At 53.5% G+C, this 18,746-nt stretch carries 17 protein-coding genes; all 17 read left to right on the top strand.

The window, feature by feature from the left end; translation table 11 throughout:
• Positions 1-300 precede the first annotated feature (300 nt).
• The 17 genes from VMF88_04040 (at position 301) to VMF88_03960 (ending at position 18,099) form a co-directional block, all read left to right on the top strand.
• Positions 301-813 (top strand): hypothetical protein, encoded by a 513-nt coding sequence (locus VMF88_04040; GenBank protein HTY10226.1) that lies wholly within the window; start codon positions 301-303, stop codon positions 811-813.
• Positions 814-1,011: 198 nt separating this feature from the next.
• On the top strand, positions 1,012-1,557 hold the full coding sequence (locus tag VMF88_04035; GenBank protein HTY10225.1) for a hypothetical protein: 546 nt from the start codon (positions 1,012-1,014) through the stop codon (positions 1,555-1,557).
• Between the two features lie 48 nt (positions 1,558-1,605).
• Positions 1,606-2,199 (top strand): hypothetical protein, encoded by a 594-nt coding sequence (locus VMF88_04030; GenBank protein ID HTY10224.1) that lies wholly within the window; start codon positions 1,606-1,608, stop codon positions 2,197-2,199.
• A 22-nt stretch (positions 2,200-2,221) separates the two neighbouring features.
• Entirely contained in the window at positions 2,222-4,120 is a 1,899-nt protein-coding gene (locus tag VMF88_04025; protein HTY10223.1) for a 5'-nucleotidase C-terminal domain-containing protein, read from the top strand.
• Position 4,121: 1 nt separating this feature from the next.
• Positions 4,122-5,342, top strand: a complete 1,221-nt coding sequence (locus tag VMF88_04020; GenBank protein HTY10222.1) for a BamA/TamA family outer membrane protein — start codon at positions 4,122-4,124, stop codon at positions 5,340-5,342.
• A 327-nt stretch (positions 5,343-5,669) separates the two neighbouring features.
• Positions 5,670-7,004, top strand: a complete 1,335-nt coding sequence (locus tag VMF88_04015) for a pitrilysin family protein (protein ID HTY10221.1) — start codon at positions 5,670-5,672, stop codon at positions 7,002-7,004.
• A 31-nt stretch (positions 7,005-7,035) separates the two neighbouring features.
• Positions 7,036-8,328 carry a pitrilysin family protein gene (locus VMF88_04010; GenBank protein ID HTY10220.1) on the top strand — a complete coding sequence of 431 codons (1,293 nt, stop codon included), beginning with the start codon at positions 7,036-7,038 and terminating at the stop codon, positions 8,326-8,328.
• Between the two features lie 85 nt (positions 8,329-8,413).
• Complete coding sequence (gene moaCB / locus VMF88_04005) at positions 8,414-9,322, top strand: bifunctional molybdenum cofactor biosynthesis protein MoaC/MoaB (GenBank protein HTY10219.1); 909 nt, start codon at positions 8,414-8,416, stop codon at positions 9,320-9,322.
• Positions 9,323-9,612: 290 nt separating this feature from the next.
• On the top strand, positions 9,613-10,020 hold the full coding sequence (locus VMF88_04000) for a TlpA disulfide reductase family protein (GenBank protein ID HTY10218.1): 408 nt from the start codon (positions 9,613-9,615) through the stop codon (positions 10,018-10,020).
• 52 nt (positions 10,021-10,072) lie between these two features.
• Positions 10,073-10,564 (top strand): cysteine peptidase family C39 domain-containing protein, encoded by a 492-nt coding sequence (locus VMF88_03995; protein HTY10217.1) that lies wholly within the window; start codon positions 10,073-10,075, stop codon positions 10,562-10,564.
• Between the two features lie 150 nt (positions 10,565-10,714).
• Positions 10,715-10,939 (top strand): hypothetical protein, encoded by a 225-nt coding sequence (locus tag VMF88_03990; GenBank protein HTY10216.1) that lies wholly within the window; start codon positions 10,715-10,717, stop codon positions 10,937-10,939.
• A 102-nt stretch (positions 10,940-11,041) separates the two neighbouring features.
• On the top strand, positions 11,042-11,539 hold the full coding sequence (locus VMF88_03985) for a hypothetical protein (protein HTY10215.1): 498 nt from the start codon (positions 11,042-11,044) through the stop codon (positions 11,537-11,539).
• 36 nt (positions 11,540-11,575) lie between these two features.
• Positions 11,576-12,229 (top strand): YIP1 family protein, encoded by a 654-nt coding sequence (locus tag VMF88_03980; protein HTY10214.1) that lies wholly within the window; start codon positions 11,576-11,578, stop codon positions 12,227-12,229.
• A 12-nt stretch (positions 12,230-12,241) separates the two neighbouring features.
• Positions 12,242-12,706, top strand: a complete 465-nt coding sequence (locus VMF88_03975; protein ID HTY10213.1) for a MauE/DoxX family redox-associated membrane protein — start codon at positions 12,242-12,244, stop codon at positions 12,704-12,706.
• 117 nt (positions 12,707-12,823) lie between these two features.
• On the top strand, positions 12,824-14,044 hold the full coding sequence (gene glp, locus VMF88_03970; protein HTY10212.1) for a gephyrin-like molybdotransferase Glp: 1,221 nt from the start codon (positions 12,824-12,826) through the stop codon (positions 14,042-14,044).
• A gap of 262 nt (positions 14,045-14,306) precedes the next feature.
• Entirely contained in the window at positions 14,307-14,717 is a 411-nt protein-coding gene (locus tag VMF88_03965; GenBank protein HTY10211.1) for a hypothetical protein, read from the top strand.
• Between the two features lie 286 nt (positions 14,718-15,003).
• Positions 15,004-18,099: a choice-of-anchor D domain-containing protein gene (locus tag VMF88_03960; protein ID HTY10210.1), complete on the top strand. Its 3,096-nt coding sequence runs from the start codon at positions 15,004-15,006 to the stop codon at positions 18,097-18,099.
• Positions 18,100-18,746: the final 647 nt, after the last annotated feature.

The raw sequence follows: 18,746 nt of genomic DNA, 5'->3' as shown, positions 1-18,746 counted from the left end.
CGTGAACTCCAGCATATGTTCCGGAAAACGGAAAAGGGGTGTCTATTAATTGAGCAAGGATTTGCTGGAGACTTAACAAACGTCTGAGATGATTAGAAGCTGTCCCAAAAATGAAATGGGATTGACCCCTTCTTCCTAAGGCATGGCTTTGCCAGAGGAGTCCCCTCAAAGAGTCTCTGTTGTCCGGCGACCTTCAGGGGACTAGCTTCCCAAAGGGATCCCGTTGGGAAGGATGAAGTGACTATTTTTGAGATACCTTCTGGATTTTGTTTTTCATCAATGCAGGAAGCACGAGTCATATTGGGTTGTTCATTCCTTCTTTTGAGCCTGAATGGCAGTATTTTCGGGCAGACGAGATTTGTCGCGAGGGACGCGCTCTCGATTGAACTTGGCGGTAAAGGATTTTTATACTCTTTCTCTTACGAGCACCTCGAGACCGATAATCTCGGTTTCACGGTCGGCTTGTCGTTTGTTCCGCGCGTACTGTCCGCCCCGAGTGATGAAAGGCCTCTCGTCAGCGAGACGGGCGATACCGCCACAGTCACCGTACCGGTTTTCATAAGCTGGTATCCTGTCGGAGTGCGAGACCGGTTCTTCATCGACGCGGGGGTTGACCTGCTCTCATTACTGAAAAATAGGGTAATGACATTTGGAACGCTTGGAGTTCTCGCGTTTGGATATAGTTACCGCCCTCGGGAGGACGGAATGTGCGTGAAGGTAGGTCCGCTATTATTTTTCGGTGCCGGGGGAGGGCGGTCTCTGAAAATCCACGTGCTTCCCTGGTTCGGGATATCGGTCGGTGAAGTGTTCTAAGCGTTTCCATTCGTTTACCGGGAGATACGAAGCATCATTTGCCGGGGCGCGATCTACCCAAAAGCGCGCCCCTTCGCCATGACAATTCTTTTACAATTTCTTGACCCTTGCAAGACAACGGCGAGATATTCGTTGACTACATTGACACCCAGATCGCAGAAGATTCTGCGGATCATCCACAAAGCCAATGGAGGTCATATGAAAACGCATCATGTCTTAACATTCGCCCTCCCGTTCATCGTTGCCGCGCTGCAATCGTCAACGGTCCTTGCACAGTCGACATCGGGGGACGAGGTCACACTCGCCCAGCGGAATCTCGGCGGGCCGAGGCTCGGCATCACGTATGTTCCGGGAACCGGAGAGCTTGAGCGCGAGCTTCGACAGAAACAGATCGGTTCAACGCTCAGCCAGTTCGGCTGGCAGTTCGAGTATCAGGTCATTCCGGACGGCGGGGGGCCCTCGTTCGTTGTCCAGTTCGTGCCTCTTGTTGCCGGCGTCGAATACGGAACCCTCATTCCGAGCGCATCGCTGGCCCTGGGTGTCCGCATGCCGAGCGGCGTCGAATTTGGTCTGGGTCCCAACCTGCTCATCGGCGGGAACAAAGGATTAAATACCTCGCTGGTCGTCGCGGTCGGGAAAAGTTTCAACTACGGCGGAGTGAGCATACCCCTCGACTTCGTCTATGCGACGAGCCCGGATGGCAACAGGATCTCGATTATTTTCGGATATGCGATCAGAAAATAAGCAAGCAAATGATCGGTTATATCCACGACGATCCCTCACGGAGGCGTTATGAAAAAAGAATCAGTGGTAGCCGTCCTTTTTGGACTATGGAGTCTCTTCCGTTCGCAGCCTGTCATCGCGCAGCACGACCGCTTTTTTGAGGGGGGGGCCTATCGAGATCTTTCGACCGTGCGTGATTCGTTCCGAACGGTAGAGCAGGATCCGTGGCGGTTGACTCTTCTTTCCGACGAGGTCATCGCTGCAGGTACGCTTGACTCATTGCACGAGGGGGTCCTCTATGCGACAAAGGCCGGAAGGGCGCTCATCCTTCCGGTCGACTCTATTGCCGTGATCGAGAGACATGTTGAGGGACATTTTTGGACCGGGGCAATATTCGGTCTAATCGGCGGCAGTGCGCTTGGCGGGCTCTTTGCGGAGGCTGCTCATGGCCAGGATCCTGGAATTTCTCCCCCCGCATCGTCAGATGCGGGACACGCGCCCGCGTTGGTCAGCGGATTCGTGATCGGCGGTATGGGGGGTTTTGTGGTAGGGGGGATCATCGGGAGCTCCCCCTCTTCCGGCAACGGAACCTATACGCTGACCGGGAAAAAAATGAGAGAGAAAATTGCGGCGCTTCAAATGATAATCCTCGAAAACAACTAACATCTTTCTCTCGGAGGATACTATGCAACGAATATTGAATCTGTTTTCTCTATGTGCTGTGCTTGTGACGGCACAGATCGTGTATGGTCAAACCGACACGATCACGATCCTTCATGTGAACGATACTCATTCGAACCTCGCGCCGATCGGTCCGCGCGATAATAACCTGAGGGCCTCGCACGGCGGCATCGCCCGGGCGGCGACGGTCATCGGCATGACCAGGCAGACCGACTCAAACGTGCTGTTGCTTCATGCCGGCGATGCATTCATCGGTGATCTGTTCTTCAATCAGTACTTCGGGGTTCCCGAATTTCAACTGATGGCTTCTTTGGGCTTCGATGCGATGACGGCGGGGAACCACGAGTTCGATCTGGGGCCGGGAACGTTATTGCAATCCCTTCAGGCGGCGTTTCCGAGCGGCGGCTTCCCGTTCCTTTCAGCCAATCTTATTCTTCCCGATTCAACCGTTGCCCCTCTCGCAAATTACATTCATCCATACACGATCAAACAAGAAGGTTCTGTAAAAGTTGGAATTTTCGGGATGACAACGCCGACGACGAACTACCTGTCTAGTCCTTCTCCGGCGGTTTTTGACACGAGTCTTGTACCGATAGCTTCAGCGATGGTCGATACATTGCGAGCGCACGGTTGCACGATGATCATATTGCTTTCTCACCTTGGAAATGCGGTTGACAATGTGATCGCTCAGTATACTTCCGGCATCAACGTTATTGTCGGGGGACACGACCATATTCTCTTGAAAGCACCACAATGCGTTGTGAATCACTCTGGAGATACGACATTCATCGTGCAGGTCGGCGCTTTCTATCAGTACATGGGAAAACTTCAGTTCACTGTGAGTGCGAACAAGGTAAAATTGCTTTCGTACAAGGCCATTCCTCTCGACTCGACGATCGCCGAAGATCCAACGGTCGCTGCGACAGTGACGCAGCTGATCGCCGGCATCGAAGCGACGTACGGGCCGGTCTTTTCGCAGAAGATCGGCACTGCGACCGATTTCTTCGCAGAGGTCGCAGATTCTCTTGTCTGTAAGGGGTCGAAGGATACGCCCATCGGTAATCTCGTCACCGATGCATTCCGCGACGCGACCGGAGCGGACATTGCGATCGAGGCGGGGGGTTCGACGGCGCAGCCACTGTACAAGGGGCCGCTCGTAGGAGCCGATGTCTTCCGCGTTGTCGGGTACGGTTTTAATCAGGACAATGGCCTGGGCTTCCGCCTTGCAACATTTAAAATGACGGGCGCAAGCATCTATGCCGGGCTGGAGTTTGGCGTTTCAGCCATTGAACAAGATGATGAATATTTTTTACAAGTTTCTGGAATGAGGTATATTTATGACCCCGGGCTGCCGGACTCTTTAAGAATCCTCTACGTCGGCATAGGAGGTCAACCGCTCGATCTGGCGAAGACATACACCGTCGCATCAAACGAATACACGCTTTTGACATTAAACTTCTTAGATAGCGCTATGGGTCTTCCGATCACATACACCGACCCTCACATTTGTACGGACTCATCGGAGTTTCAGATACTATCTTCCTACATAGCAAAGAGGGGTACTGCATCTCCGATTTTTGCAGGAAGGATTCTCTCTGCCCCGGTAACGAAGGTCTCTCTCAAGAGTTCACTATTGCCGGCAAAATTCTTCCTTTCGCAAAACTATCCAAACCCTTTTAACCCGGCCACGACCTTCAGATTTTCAGTTCCTCAAGCGGGGCATGTGACGATCAAGATCTATGACGTGCTTGGCAAGGAAGTGGCCGAGTTGGTCGACGGTCAACTCAAAGCAGGAGAATATACGGTAACATGGAATGCCGGCAATTTTGCAAGCGGCGTCTATTTCTGCCGCATGGAAGCCGGCACGTTTATTTCAACGAAAAAATTACTATTATTGAAGTAGCGTGAAGACCAGGCGAGGGGATGCACAGCATCCCTTCGCCTCCTCACAGAAATCTTCTGAAAGCCGCACCGTGATTCCGGGGAATCAAAAACTGTTTGCCGCCGTCGCCGCCGCTCTTATTTTTATTCTGCCGCCTGCGTTACGTGCTTCAAACACTCCAGAACGGATAGATGTGGATTCGTCTCTCCAAGTCCCTGACCCTCCGGATAGTGTCGAAGCTCGCCATTCGAAGATAGAGCCTTTGCCGATCGCGTCGTACGACACCGACGTCGGCGTCGGCTATGGAGCGAAATGTTTTTTCCTCGATCAATTGAGTTCGAATGAATCGTTCGATTGCACCGCCTTCAACAGCACGAAAGGGGAGCGGTGGTACCGGTTTGTCTTTTCAATCCCCGATTTCGAGCTTCGTCAGGGAAAAACCTATCCTGCCGCGGTAGACCTTGCCGTAGACTATGACAAGATGATCAAGAACAGCTTTTTCGGGGTCGGAAATCGCTCGGAGTTCAGCAGCAGAGAGTATTATACCCGCGAACCGCTTGACGTCAGCATCACCGTAAGCCATGGGTTCTCGCCGTTGATTGTATTGCAGGAAGGAGTACGAATCAACTCCGTACGGAACTACCATTTTCAGGATTCCAGCGCATTTCGTTATCTCCCTCCGGACAATTCGGGCACGGCATCCCATCAATCCCTTTTCGTCAATTTTCGCTTCGACACGAGGAACAGCTTCATCAATCCGTCCGAGGGAATTGTAACAGAATGCGACATCGAGAAGGGGGTGCACACTTCGTTCAATAACTCTGAATTCACAAAGCTCACGCTTGCCCTGCAATACTACTCCCCTCTTTTTCTTCCTGCGACAGTCTTTGCTGCCCGCTTTCTGGGGGAAGGGGTATTTGGGAATGCGCTCCCGGTCCAGATGCTTTCTTCGATCGGCGGAAATTTGACTGTGCGCGGGTCGCCGCAGGACAGGTACCTCGACAATCTCGGTTCCGTCGTCAACGCCGAAGTGCGCTTTCCGCTCTACCGCCGTCTTGGCGGGGTTGTCGGTTTCGATGCCGGAAAAGTATGGAATGCATTCTCGGATCTCGACCTTGCCCGCTGGGCGGCGAACCCAGTGACGGGCCTCCGTCTGTATATGGACACTTTCGTCGTTCGGCTTGATATCGGCTACGGCCGGGAAGCTACCGGGGTTTATTTTAATTTTGGTCAGCTGTTTTGAATTGCAGCAGTAGCCTTTCGGAAGTGTTACAGTTTGAGAATTTCCCCCCTCGCTCCCAAACTCAATTTGGGAGCGGTTTTGATGACATGCCTTTTGGCCGAATCCATTGGGAACGAGCGAACCCTTGACCTAAAAGCCACGGATGTAAGACCGTAACACCGCCCTGTCTTTTCTCCGGTTGAATGTCTACTCCTCGTTCATTATCTTCCTTCATTGATTTCAAACAGTATTTCGTGTTGCCAATTATCTTTTTCCGTCGAATGGAGTTCGCTGCGGACCCTGTTGACAGTCCGCAAGAGAATATCTTTTCAATCACCGGAGGTCGGCATGCTTAAACGTGCTTTTGCTGTGTTGATAGGACTCATGATATTTTTCGTTCATGCTTTTTCGCAGAAGTATGAGATCTACGAAAGGACCCTGTCGAACGGGCTGAACGTGATCGTCGTCCAGAACCCGGCGGTTCCGCTCGTGACGGTCGAACTCGACGTGAAGAACGGAGGATACACCCAGCCGCCGGAGTACGAAGGATTGGCGCATCTCTACGAGCACATGTTCTTCAAAGCCAACGAGGCCATTCCCAACCAGGAACGCTATATGGAGCGCATCCGCGAGCTGGGCGCCTCGTGGAACGGCACCACGAGCGACGAGCGGGTGAATTATTTTATCACCCTCGGCAGGGACAGCCTCGAGCCGGGGATGCAGTTCATGTATGACGCGATCACCGCTCCTCTCTTTAAGGAGGAGGAACTGGTGAAGGAACGGCCGGTGGTGCTCGGCGAATACGACCGCAACGAGGCCAATCCGTCGTTTCTGCTGTTTCGCGCCATTCAACAAAAAGTGTGGTGGAAGTATTACAGCTACAAGGACGTTCTCGGGGACAGGAACGTCATCATCACGGCAACGCCTGAGAAGATGCACACGATCCAGCATCTTTTCTACATCCCTAACAACTCCGCGCTGATCCTCGCCGGGGATATTACGGCGAACGAGGGATTCGATCTCGCCGAAAAATATTTCGGCAAATGGAAGAAGGGGACGGACCCGTTCACAACGATCAAGATCCCGGAACATCCGCCGATACAACGAACCGAAACCATTGTTGTCGAGCATCCGGTGAGCGCTGCGAGCGTGTCGATCGAATGGCAGGGGCCGAGCGTCTCCAAGGATCCTAAAGCCACGTACGCGGCGGACGTCTTTTCATACATCCTCAGCCAGCAAACATCCACATTCTATAAAGACCTGGTTGAAAGCGGTCTGGCCTACGGTGTCAACTTCAGCTACAATACGCTGAACCATGTCGGCCCGATCACGTTGTCCTCGCGGATGTCGCCGGACAAATATGAAGCGTGCAAGAAAGCGATCTTCGCGGAATTGAGCAAGATGATGTCCGACGATTATTTTACCGATGAGCAGCTTGAGAATGCGAAGACAATTCTCGCGATTGACGAACAGTACGGCCGTGAACAGGCGTCGCAGTATGCTCACACCGTCGGCTATTGGTGGGCTGTCGCCGGGCTGGACTATTACCTCGATTACGTCGACAATGTCAACAAGGTGACGCGGGACGACATCAAACGGTATCTGGCGACGTACGTGATCGATAAACCGTACGTGATGGGCGTTCTCGTCTCTTCCGAGATGCGCAAACAGCTTGGTTTGTAATCAGAGCATCCTATCCTAAAGGAGATGTGCCATGAAATTCCGATGGAGTCTATTCATCGCGTTCCTCACCTGTGCGACGGTCCCGGTATTTGCGGCCGCACCCGAATCGTTCGTCCTCAACGGCCTTAAAGTCATCGTCAAGCAGAACACGACCACCGACATCATCTCGGCCGTGATGTGTTACCGCGGCGGGGCGGCGGTGTTGACGAGCCGCGAAGCAGGCATCGAAAAGTTCGCCCTTGCCGTCGCCGTGAAGGCGAGCGAACAGTATCCGAAAGAGAAATTGAATGCGACGCTCGAGCGGATGAACACAACGATCGGAAGCTCTGTGTCCGCCGACTACTCCACGATCGACCTTCAGTGTGTGAAGCAATATTTCGATACTTCGTGGAATGTCTTCGCCGACGTCATTTTGCATCCTGCGGTCACGAAGGAAGATGTCGAGCTTGAACGCCAGCAGCTTCTCTCGCAGTTGAAACAGACCCACGACAACCCTGATTCGTATCTTGACGAGCTCGGACGGAGAGCTTTTTATACCGACCATCCATACCAGACCGACGCTAACGGGGAAGAAGCGACCGTGGCATCGTTCACGCCGGAACAGCTGAAAGCATACCTGGCGAAACGGACCAGTTCCACCCAGCTTCTCTTGATCGTTGTCGGCAACGTGACCCGTGACCGTGTCGAGAAGCTTGTCAAGGCCTCGTTCGGTTCGCTTCCCGCCGGAGTGTTCGCTGCGCCGGTCCTTCCCGCCGTGAACCATGACGAAACTTCGGTGAAATTTGTCTATCGGAATCTTCCGACCAACTATATCGAGGGATATTTCAGCGCCCCTTCGCTCAATGCGGATGATTACTACGCGATGGCCGCGGCGGGAGCAGTCCTGCAATACCGCTTGTTCGAGGAAGTGCGGACGAAAAGGAGCTTGTCGTACGCGCCGGCGGGAGGCATCGGGCGGAATTTTTCCAACTACGGCTTCATTTATGTTACCGCGTTGAAACCGGATACGACGTTGAAGGTGATGATGGCGGAGCTGAAGAAAATGGCACGTCAAAAAATTTCCACGGAGGAATTGAGGAACACGGTGAACACGTTCATTACGACCTATTATCTCCGGAACGAAACGAACCGGTCGCAGGCGAATATTCTCGCCCGCTACGAACTATCGGGAGCCGGGTACCAGGCGGCTGATAAGCTGATCGACGATATAAAGAAAGTGACCCCCGACGATATCCAGAATGCCTGCAAGAAGTACATCAAGAATTTGCAGTTTGTCATTATCGGAAATTCGGAGTCGCTGGAAATAAAGGATCTTGTTTTTTGAATTGGGGCCGCAAGGACACTAAGGCACAACGAGGGTTGTTGAATCTGCATCACGTCTGCCGCTTCGTGCCTTCGTGGCAAAACATATGCGCGACATTTCACAAAAAATAACGACGCTCCGCACTGCGGTCGCTACGGCAACCTTGCGCGTTTCCGCGGCGACGGTCACCCTCATCCGGGAGAATAAGATCCCCAAGGGAAACCCGCTTGAGGTAGCGAAAGTAGCCGCGATCCAGGCTGCCAAGAACACGAGCCAGATCATCCCGTACTGTCATCCGCTTCCGATCGACTTTGTCGGCGTCGAATTTGAGGTCGGCGAGACAGCGATCACCGCCACAGTTCGGGTGAAGGCGATTTACAAAACCGGCGTCGAGATGGAAGCGCTGACCGGGGCTTCCGTTGCCGCTTTGACGCTCTACGATATGATGAAGATGCTGGATGATGGAATGGAGATCCTCGGCGTGAAGCTCGTCAGCAAGAAAGGGGGGAAATCGGATTTTGTCAAGGTAACCGGTGCGGGGTTTCGCGCGGCCGTCCTCGTAATGTCGGATTCGGTCTCGTCGGGGAAGAAAGAAGATGTGTCCGGAAAGGTCATCGTGGAGCGGCTGAAGGCGTTGAACGTTAACGTCGCCGAGTATGCCGTCATTCCCGACGACGCAAAAAAAATTGAAGCGAAGCTGCTGCAGTATTCCGACACAATGAAGCTCGATGCCGTGTTCACGACAGGCGGCACCGGACTCGGCCCGCGCGACACCACCCCGGAAGTGATCAAAAAAATCATTGAAAAAGAAATCCCCGGAGTGTCGGAGGCGGCGCGGGTGTTCGGACAGGCACGCACTCCGCTCGCGATGCTGTCGCGCAGCGTGGCCGGCGTCCGCGGCAAAACCATCATCGTTAGTTTTCCCGGATCGAAAGGGGGCGTCACCGACGGGCTCGATGCGCTTCTTCCGACGCTGATGCATATCGCTTCCATCGTCCGCGGCGGCGGTCATTGAGATCGTCAGTGCGCCGGTTTTCAAAATTCACTTTTTTTAAGTTTATCCTTGACAAACCTGAGCATTACAGTTATCTTTTACACAAGAAATTTCTGATCGTACACCGTCAGTGTGATAAGGGGAATTAAACTTTTCAAGTTTAATTATCATGACTGAATTCCATGCAAATATCTTTTCGCCGTAAAGCGCGCGCCGCAGTTTTGTTCGCTGCATTGTGTGTTGCTCTTGCCGGATCGACGATTTTTCTTTTTCGCATTTTTGCCCTCCCCCCTTTACCGCTCGGAAGCCCAATGCCAAGAATCGCTGCGGTCTCTTTGGAGAACCGCCCGTTCGCGTTCGACAGCGCATCGTCGAAAAAAAGGCTGGTGGTATTCTTCGCGCCGGCATGCAGCCATTGCCGCCGGGAACTGGCCAACCTTGCCGCACTTCTCCCTCGCTATGCCGGAAGGCTTGATATTTTCGGGGTCTCGCTCGACAACGGCAGCTCGACGAAGGCGGCGGTCGCCGAATTGGGCCTGAATTTTCCTGTCGTTATAGCCGACGCAGACAGCCTCAGAGAACATTACAGAATACATATTCTTCCGGCTCTTTTCTGTGCCGACGAATGTTGGCTGCTGCAAAGATTCTATTCCGGGGAGCATTCGCTGGCAGAAGATGCCCGGCTTCTCGACGATTTTGTCTTTTCTTCACGCGAATAAAAGAAGGGGCGGGGGGATGGTGAGCTGGAATCGTTGTCTTGGAATCTTCTGCGTGCTCTCCGCAGTCTTTGTCGTCAATTCATCCTGGATCCTTCTCCCTCGTTTTGCGGGACAAAAAATGCCGGACTCGTATGCCGGCGGCGAATATCTGGGGAATGTCGGGGTCGTCATGCAAACGAGCTACAATGACTGCGCCCCTGCATCGCTGCAGATGGTTCTCGATCGATATGAGATTCCCAGCACGGTCGGCGAGTTGACGCGGCGGCTCAAACCGGGAGTGAACGGTTCCACGATGCTCGCGCTCCGAGACCTGGCCGAAGCGAAGGGACTGCACGCCGAGGGATGGCGGTTGAGGCTGCAAGATTTTTTGACCGCGCAGTTTCCGGCAATTCTCTTCATCCCCAAGAATCATTTTGTTGTTGCGGACAGCGTTGGCTCCGGCAATGTCTTTTTACGCGACCCCGCCGTCGGGAGAATAAAACTGCCGGTATCGGAGTTGCCCGGAGTATGGAACGGGGAAGCTTTGGTGTTCAGAAAGGAATAAGATCTTGCTCGCCGGTTTTGACCGGACGAACAGTCACAGCGCTCTGCGGCTCGGGCGCTGCAGCGTGCGGTGAGTTTTGTGCGGAATGAACAGCCCGCGGTGAGCAGGAAATAATTCACAAAAGGAAAATTCAACCAAAAAGGGGGAGTTATGAAAAAAGCAATTTCGTTATTCATGGTGTTTCTGATCGCATTGACGCTGTTGGGGCCGGTCGGCGTTCAATCGAACGGCTCGGTCCAGCTGAATTCGGATGAGATGGCTCAGATCTCCGGAGGGAAATCGGGGTGCAATTCTTCCATGGGCTTCGCCTGCTGCTGCCTGGACCTCTGGATCGCTCAGATCTGCATTTGCGCCTACATTCCTTTCTTAGCGTAGTTGCCTGCTGCCCTTTCAGGTACGGAAGGGCAGCTGCTTTTTTTGCTTCTGCTCTGCAAGTTCACAGAGAATTAGAGTAAGGGAGGGAGTATGTGCCACTGCATGAAAAGGGGAATAACATTCGCTTCCCTCGGTTGTTTCCTCGCCTATACGGTTGTGAAGTGCCAGATCCCATTATCGGGCTCGGATGTGCCGTCGTTGTCGGCGGTTCATTGGGGAATGAGCAAGGATGAAGTCAAGCGGCAAATTCATCAGGACATCCAGCCGAGCGGCGACACTGCGCTGACGTTCCAGGACACCTTCATGGATTCGACCGTTCGGGTCGTGATGACGTTCGGGGAGTCCGACAGCGCTAAGGGACTCCGATTCATTGAAATTCAGTTCGACGACAAAAATGCCGAAAAGCTCCGGTCGTACCTCAAGTCCCGTTACGGGGATACATACGAAACGGAAAAAAAAGAGAGGTCCAAATGGTTCTTCACTATTCATTTTGAGGCGGCGAAATGGTTTTTGAAAGGCGAGAGCGTGGTGATGGTCGTTTTTTCTCAGGGGGAAGACGTGCTCGGCCTGAGTCTTTTGTACGGAAGAATTAAACAATAATTGCAGCCGGTCGATAAAGACACTCTAGGAGGGGAAATGATGCCGAAAATATTTTCAGGAGCTCTAAGACAGAACAATTTTGAACGGATCTCATTACAGCCGACATGGAAGCGCTCACTTATTATTGTCGTCTCGGGAATCGCGTTCTTGACATGGCTGAAAAGCTGCTGGCGGGGGACTTCGGTCGCTGCCGATCTCATCGTTTTCGGGGGCGCTTTTGTTACGGTTTTTATCTCCTTGATCATCCTCTGGTCAGTCATGGCGGCGTTATTATTTTTTTCAACGCCGTTGTTTAATCCGGTGAAAAAGGTGTCGTACGGAAACATGTTCTCCCTTGTCTCTCTCTGCGGGATTATCTTTTTAATCGGCGAAATGCTAAATTTCATCCTGGTGCGCTCTCACTTGATTTCCATCAGTTTGTACAGCTTGCCGGGACGTTTTCCGATCGGATTGGATGTGCTTTTTCTCGGGCGCAATCTTAACCTTCCGTTGACGATCGTTTTATACAGCGTCAATCCGATCATCATTTGGTATTTTTCGGCAATGTCAATCGGGTTGAAGACGATGACCGGGATCCGGTCACGAAATGCTGCTGTTATTGTTACATGCTTGTGGGGCGTCGGGGTCGGTTCGGCAGCAATGATCGCTTCGCTGATGGGGGGAACAACGTTCGGCATCCGCATAGGATAACTTGGCAGAGCGATGGCGCGTAGAAACCTTTTATCATTGTTGCTCCGCGTTTTCACGGGGAGCCTGATGGTTGTTGCCGGCGTTTCCAAACTGCTGGATACAGGATCTTTTTTCGCCGCCATCCGGCAGCTCGGCATTCTGCCGGCAGGGATGATTTTCCCGGCAATGATTGTTGTCCTTCAAAGCGAGCTGTGGCTTGGATTAGCGCTGGCCATCGGATATCGAACGAGAGTTGTTGCCGCCTGCCTCGCGGGGCTGATCGTTGTGTTTATCGCCGCGATCGCGGTCGCTCTGGCCCGCGGCGTGACCGGCGATTGCGGGTGCTTCGGCATCATCGGTTCGGATAAGATCGGACCTGGACTCATTCTCAGGGATCTTGTCCTTTTGATCTGCTGCCTTTGGCTTTCATTTCAGGACCGGCACAGTATTTCCGACGGGGCGGAAACTCGCCGCGATAAAACGACAGAGTATTCTTGAGCGGCGATAAGATCAACAATGAGATTCGTTTCATTCAACCTGCAGGTATTGTCTTTTTGGACCTAAGGGACTTTTAGCTCCTGGTGTTCTTAGATTATCAACTTTGGACGGATCAACATGCTTGAATTTCATGAAGCGCTCGAAAAGATTCTGAAACACGTGCGGCGCTCGCTGCCGGTCAAACTTCCTCTTGAGGACGCGCTCGGTTTCGTTCTCGCCGAAGAGGTCAAGGCAAGAGAGCCTATCCCGCTGTTTGATTCTTCGTCTGTCGACGGTTACGCTGTCCAGGTTCGGGACGTTCAGCATGCGTCGGAACTCCGTCCCGTGCGTCTGAAATTGCAATCGGTCGTCTCCGCAGGGGTTACCCCGCACCAGTCACTCAAACCGTTCCATGCGATAAAAATAATGACCGGCGCCGTCCTTCCTCAAAAAGCCGATGCCGTCGTCATGAAGGAATTGGTCGAAGCGAGGGGAGAGGAAATTATTTTTTCTTCGCCGGCGAAAGAAGGGGCAAGCCTCCGGCGGCGCGGAGAAGAATTCGCGAAGAGAGAAATTGTGTTTCAAAAAGGGGCGTGTATCACTCCCCCCGTCATTGGAATGTGCGCGACGCTTGGTCTGACGTCGGTCAAGGTGTACCGCAAACCCCGCATCGCGCTGGTCGTCAATGGCAATGAACTCCGGTCCCCTTCGTCGCCGTTGCGTCGCGGACAGGTCCGCGATTCCAATTCTTACGCTCTCGCCGCCGCACTGGAATCGGCGGGAGTGCGTCCGGTTCTCGTCCTGCATGCGGGAGACAATAAGAGAACACTGACGAAAGCGTTCGCGCGGGCGCTGAAAAGCGCCGACGTTGTTTTGTCGGCGGGGGGAGTGTCGGTCGGAGACTTCGATTTTGTGAAGGAGGTTCTCAGCGATCTTCGGGTACGGAAGATTTTTTGGCGGGTTGCGATGAAACCCGGGAAACCGAATTTTTTTGGAACAAGAGGAAAAAAGTTGATCTTCGGACTGCCGGGAAACCCAGTATCGGCGATGGTCTCTCTCGAAACGCTGGTGATGCCCGCGCTGCGGAAAATGATGGGGAGCTATACTCCTGACGTGCTGCATGACGCCGTGATGGATTTCGACCTTAAGGGAGCAAGCGGGCGTATCGAATTCGTTCGTGCATTTGCGGCATGGTCGAAAGAAGGCGTGTTAACTGTGAAGCCCGCTTCGAGGCAGGGTTCCCACATGATCGGCGGACTTGCCGATGCAAATTGTTTGATCGTTCTTCCCAAAGAACAAGACCGAGTCGCAAAAGGGGACATTGTCGCGATTCGATTCCTCTCGTGGAATAAAATCTGAATGTGCTTGGACCCGCCGCTACACTCCCCCTTGATCCTGCTCCATGCCTCTCATTAATGAGAAAAAAGACGCCTTTTTATGATTTTCTCAAAAAAGTGACAGGCGTTGTCTCTTTCAACACCCCGCAACATATTAAAACGAATTGCTTTACGGGGAATTTCCGCGGAAGGCGGGTGGCATAATAGTTGAAGCAAAAGTCAGAGCATCGCGCTGCGCAGCAGGATTTTTACGTCGATGTATGCTCAATTGTTATCAAAAGACAATGCAACGCGCCGGAAAAAAGACGGTTTTAAAAAAGAATATTCTCCTTCATTCTGCGGACAAGGATCTGGTCAAAAGCCTTTCCATCCTCATGCAGGATCAATACGAGATCGTAGCGACGGAGACCGTCGACCAGCTTGTGAATCAGAGGGGTAACACATGTATTTCTGTCCTCGTCGTTGACCTTGAGCGCTCAATTCCTGCCCTTTTAGCAGAATTCGAGCAGCGCCGTTTCGAACATCGCGATGCCCCCATCATCGTGCTCTATGCCTTCCGCCAGGGACAGCCGGAGTGGGAAAAGAAAATCCGGCAGCTTGCGAGCCAGGTGCTCTATAAACCTGTGCAAATTGAGGAGATCCTGGAAGCAGTGTCGGCCGAAAGCAGCCTCCAAAAAGAACGGCAAAAAGTCTAACCGGAACCTGTTATTTCCTTCAGTTGTTACCTCTCGTATGCCTGCCCGGCTTGCAGCGACGGGGATCCCTTTTTTCGAATGTGCAGGCTGTCACATTTCGCCCAGGGCGCAAACCCTATATTAGTATCCGTTACCTCCCGTAGAACATTTGCCATTTTCCAGTGAGCGGCTGTCTGTTCTTAAAGCAGACATGCAACAAGAATATCTTTTCCGGAGACGTTTCTCAATGCCGTTCGGCAGGAAATCAACCGTACTTTTCAATCACCTTAAGAAAGGATCGATGAGGATGTCCAAGAGATCACTATGGATCGAAATGTTGGCGTGTGCAGCCCTTTTCTCTTCAGCCATCTCGCAAACCAATCAGCCCTGGTTTGACTCGCCGCTCGACGGTCAGGTAAATAGTATTGTTGTCAGCGGTTCTAAGGCCTACCTTGGCGGCACGTTCACGAAGATCGGCTACGCCTGCGGCACCGGTGCGCTTCTCGATACGATCTCTGCCGCACCGGACCGCACATTTCCCAAGCTTGATCCGGTTCAGGGGAGAGTGTACGCTTCGGCCCCCGACGGGAACGGCGGATGGTACGTTGGCGGAAATTTTTCGTACGTCGGCGGACTTCCCCGAAAGTACCTGGTCCACATTCGCCCTGACCACACCGTCGACTCCTGGAATCCTTCGCCGAATGCTTTCGTCCAATGTCTGCACGTCAGCGGCAACCGGCTGTACGCTGGCGGATATTTTACGACGATCGCTGGCCAGACACGCGGATACGCGGCGGCATTCGATATCACAACGGGAGCGCTTCTCTCGTGGGATCCGAAAGCGGACGGTGAAGTGACCGCGATCCAGCAAGTGGGGAGCCTTGTTTACCTCGGAGGATATTTTTATGACCTCAATGGCCAGTCCCGGTTCACGATCGGCTCAGTCGACACTGCCGGGAACGTGACAAGCTGGGCCCCGGGGGCGACGATTCCCTACGGCGAGTTTTCCGTTACCCAGTTCATCTACGCGAACGGCTATCTCTACGCCTGCGGACCTTTCGTGAAGATCGACACCGTGACGCTGTATGGTCTCGCCAAGATGGATGCGTCCGGAAATGTGATACGAACATGGAAACCGGCCATTTCGATCAGCGGCGGCTTCGGCACGGTCGGCGCCATGACTCTTGCCAACGGGAAACTCTACGTCGGTGGGTCGTTCACTTCCATCGCCGGTCGATCGGTAACGAACCTTGCGTGCATCGATACCGGGACCGGTCTCGCCTCGTCTTGGAACCCCGCCCCAAACCAGCTGGTCAGGGCGATGACGGCGATCGGCTCTCGAGTTTATGTGGGGGGAGATTTCACGTCCATCGGCGGAAAGAATTGGAGCTGGATGGCTGCGGTCGACACGTCGACCGGCCTGGCGACGTCATGGGACGCAGAGGTCAACGAAGACCCGTACACCATGACAACGGACGGGACGTCCCTCTTTGCCGGAGGACTGTTCACGAGCACGGGAAATGTCACCCGCAATAATCTCGCGGCGGTCGATCTCACGACGGGACACATCACGTCTTGGAATCCGAACGCCAGCGGCGGCGTGAGCGCCCTCGCCGTCGTTGCCGATAAAATAATCGTCGGGGGGAATTACACTTCTCTGAACGGAATTTCGCACGCGAACCTCGCCGCAGTCGATACTATGAGCGGCACGATGGTTCCTTCTTCGGCATGGAATGCAACTGCCGGCGGTGCTGTCAACGCGATGATGGTCCTCGGAAACCGGCTCTATTTGGGCGGAAGTTTTGGAAATGTCAACGGAACCCCGCGCGGCGGACTGGCTGCGATCAATAAGAACACCGGCGCACTGCTTCCGTGGCGGCCGACGATGGATCAGTCTGGCATTTACTCGTTTGCAAGTTCCGGCTCGCTCGTATTTACGAGCGGATTCTTTACGCAGGTCTATGGTCAGCCGCGCAACTACGCCGCCGCATTCGACACGACCACTGACTCACTCACCGCATGGAACCCGAGCCCGAGCTATCTCTGCTGGTCCCTCGCGTCGCAAAATGGAGTGGTTTATCTCGGCGGTGGATTCACCACCGTTGGCGGCGTGACGCGGAAGAGCATTGCCGCGGTCGATACGGCGACCGGAGCGCTTCTCGCCAATTTCAACGCAAACTTCAACCTTCAGTTGAACGTCAATGCCATCCAGCCGATCGGCAGCCAGATCATTATCGGCGGACAGTTCGAGCAGATCGATACATTGACGCGCGAACAGCTGGCGTATCTCGACGCCAATACCGGCGCTGTCTCGTCGTGGAGTTCGAACATCAACAATAATATCGGCTCGGGAACGGTGTATTCCCTTGCGTTGGCCCCTCACACATTGCTCGTCGGGGGAGAGATCATTTCAATCTTGAATTTCCCGCAGCAGAATCTCGCCGTGCTGATCGATTCTTCGATCGTGCTGAAACCGGGACTCGGCGCATCGCCGCGGTTCATCAACTTCGGCAGCGTTGCGCTCGGCATGGTCAAAGATACGGTGCTGACGGTCGCCAACAGCGGAGCGGCGGCCTTGAACGTGACCTCCATCGTGTCGTCGGGGAACCCGTTCACCGTGCACACGGTTTCGGCGAGTCTCATGCCGGGGCAGTCTCTTGTCGATACGATCCAGTTCAAACCGGCGGCGCTCGGCGCGGCCTTCGGGTCGGTCGTCATCTCGAGCAATGCTTCCACGTCCCCGGACACGATACAAGTGTTCGGGACGGGAGTCGGCGGTCCGGTGCTTCAATTGTCGAGCCGCCTTGTTGCGTTCGGGAATATCACGATCGGGCAAACGAAAGATACGACCGTTACCGTGACCAACGCCGGCAACGATACATTGACCATCGTTGGAATAACGGTGACCTCGACGGCGGCCTTTGGCGCATCGCAGCCGCTTCATATTCTCCTTCCCGGTCAATCGTTCGATGACACGATCAGCTTCAAGCCGGTCAATGCCGAGCCCGCTCAAACGTACATCATTTTCGCCAGCAATTCCGCGGGTTCGCCCGACACGATAAAGGTGACCGGGAAAGGAACGTCCGCGACCGGAGTGGCTTCGGGTGGACCGGTTGTTCCCGATCATTATTCACTGGCGCAGAACTTTCCGAATCCGTTCAATCCGTCGACGACGATCCAGTACGGTCTGCCGGCGGCGAGCCGCGTCACGCTCCGGATCTACAACGTCCTCGGACAGGTTGTCGCGGACTTGACCGACGGCGAACAGCAGGCGGGGATGTATGAGGTGAACTGGAATGCGAACGTCTCCTCCGGATTATATTTCTGCCGGATTGAGGCTGTCAGCATCACCGATGCGAACAGCCGATTCGTGCAGGTGAGAAAAATGGTCTTGATGAAGTAATCATCATCGTCAAAGACGCCAGCGTTACAGTCTGAGAATTTTCCCTCCGCTCCCGAACTCCGTTTGGGAGCGGGTTCGCAACCTGTCGTTCGGCTGAAAATATCGAGAATCAGACTCACTCCGTTCCCGAGCAGAGGTTGGGAACGAGAGGGTCTTTGTCCCAAAAGCCTCAGACGCGGGACTGTAACACTGCCGCTCGCACGGCAAAGTTGCATGTAAACAGGTTTTTGATTATATAGCACTGCCATCCCCCTGTAACGCCAAAACCAAAGAATTCGATTTTTTAAGTTCGAAGAAGAGCATTCTTTACTGTAAAAAAGCATAGAGTCAAAACTTTCCTATTTAAAAGGAGGTAATGATGATGTGTAAAGCAGATGCTTCCTTCCTTCTTTTCGGGGCTCCTGCCGCTCGTTTTCTTTCTCACACGGATAATGAACGTTGTGTTGATCCTCCGAGATGCGGGTCATTCAACACAGCGTGATTCACCAGAGCTGAACTAACAATAGATATATCTCCGGATCTTTTGGCGATTGTTCATGTACAATAATCGAGGAGGATGTATGATCGTCCGTTGCGGCCGTACTTGCTGCGCGTTGCCTATTGGAGCGCCGCAAAAATTTTCGACCCTCATCCGCAGACTGTTGCTG

This window comes from Bacteroidota bacterium (genome assembly GCA_035506275.1).
Lineage (GTDB): Bacteria > Bacteroidota > Ignavibacteria > UBA10030 > UBA8401 > JAGVPT01.
Note: the sequence above shows the minus strand (reverse complement) of the source record. Positions and strands in the feature narration are given on the sequence as shown.

Coding starts and splice junctions, on each gene's coding strand:
- VMF88_03980 (HTY10214.1), top strand. CDS start 11,576: ATGATGCCGAAAATATTTTCAGGAGCTCTAAGACAGAACAATTTTGAA.
- glp (HTY10212.1), top strand. CDS start 12,824: ATGCTTGAATTTCATGAAGCGCTCGAAAAGATTCTGAAACACGTGCGG.
- moaCB (HTY10219.1), top strand. CDS start 8,414: ATGCGCGACATTTCACAAAAAATAACGACGCTCCGCACTGCGGTCGCT.
- VMF88_04025 (HTY10223.1), top strand. CDS start 2,222: ATGCAACGAATATTGAATCTGTTTTCTCTATGTGCTGTGCTTGTGACG.
- VMF88_03985 (HTY10215.1), top strand. CDS start 11,042: ATGAAAAGGGGAATAACATTCGCTTCCCTCGGTTGTTTCCTCGCCTAT.
- VMF88_04030 (HTY10224.1), top strand. CDS start 1,606: ATGAAAAAAGAATCAGTGGTAGCCGTCCTTTTTGGACTATGGAGTCTC.
- VMF88_04010 (HTY10220.1), top strand. CDS start 7,036: ATGAAATTCCGATGGAGTCTATTCATCGCGTTCCTCACCTGTGCGACG.
- VMF88_03975 (HTY10213.1), top strand. CDS start 12,242: ATGGCGCGTAGAAACCTTTTATCATTGTTGCTCCGCGTTTTCACGGGG.
- VMF88_03990 (HTY10216.1), top strand. CDS start 10,715: ATGAAAAAAGCAATTTCGTTATTCATGGTGTTTCTGATCGCATTGACG.
- VMF88_04000 (HTY10218.1), top strand. CDS start 9,613: ATGCCAAGAATCGCTGCGGTCTCTTTGGAGAACCGCCCGTTCGCGTTC.
- VMF88_03965 (HTY10211.1), top strand. CDS start 14,307: ATGCAACGCGCCGGAAAAAAGACGGTTTTAAAAAAGAATATTCTCCTT.
- VMF88_03960 (HTY10210.1), top strand. CDS start 15,004: ATGTCCAAGAGATCACTATGGATCGAAATGTTGGCGTGTGCAGCCCTT.
- VMF88_04015 (HTY10221.1), top strand. CDS start 5,670: ATGCTTAAACGTGCTTTTGCTGTGTTGATAGGACTCATGATATTTTTC.
- VMF88_04035 (HTY10225.1), top strand. CDS start 1,012: ATGAAAACGCATCATGTCTTAACATTCGCCCTCCCGTTCATCGTTGCC.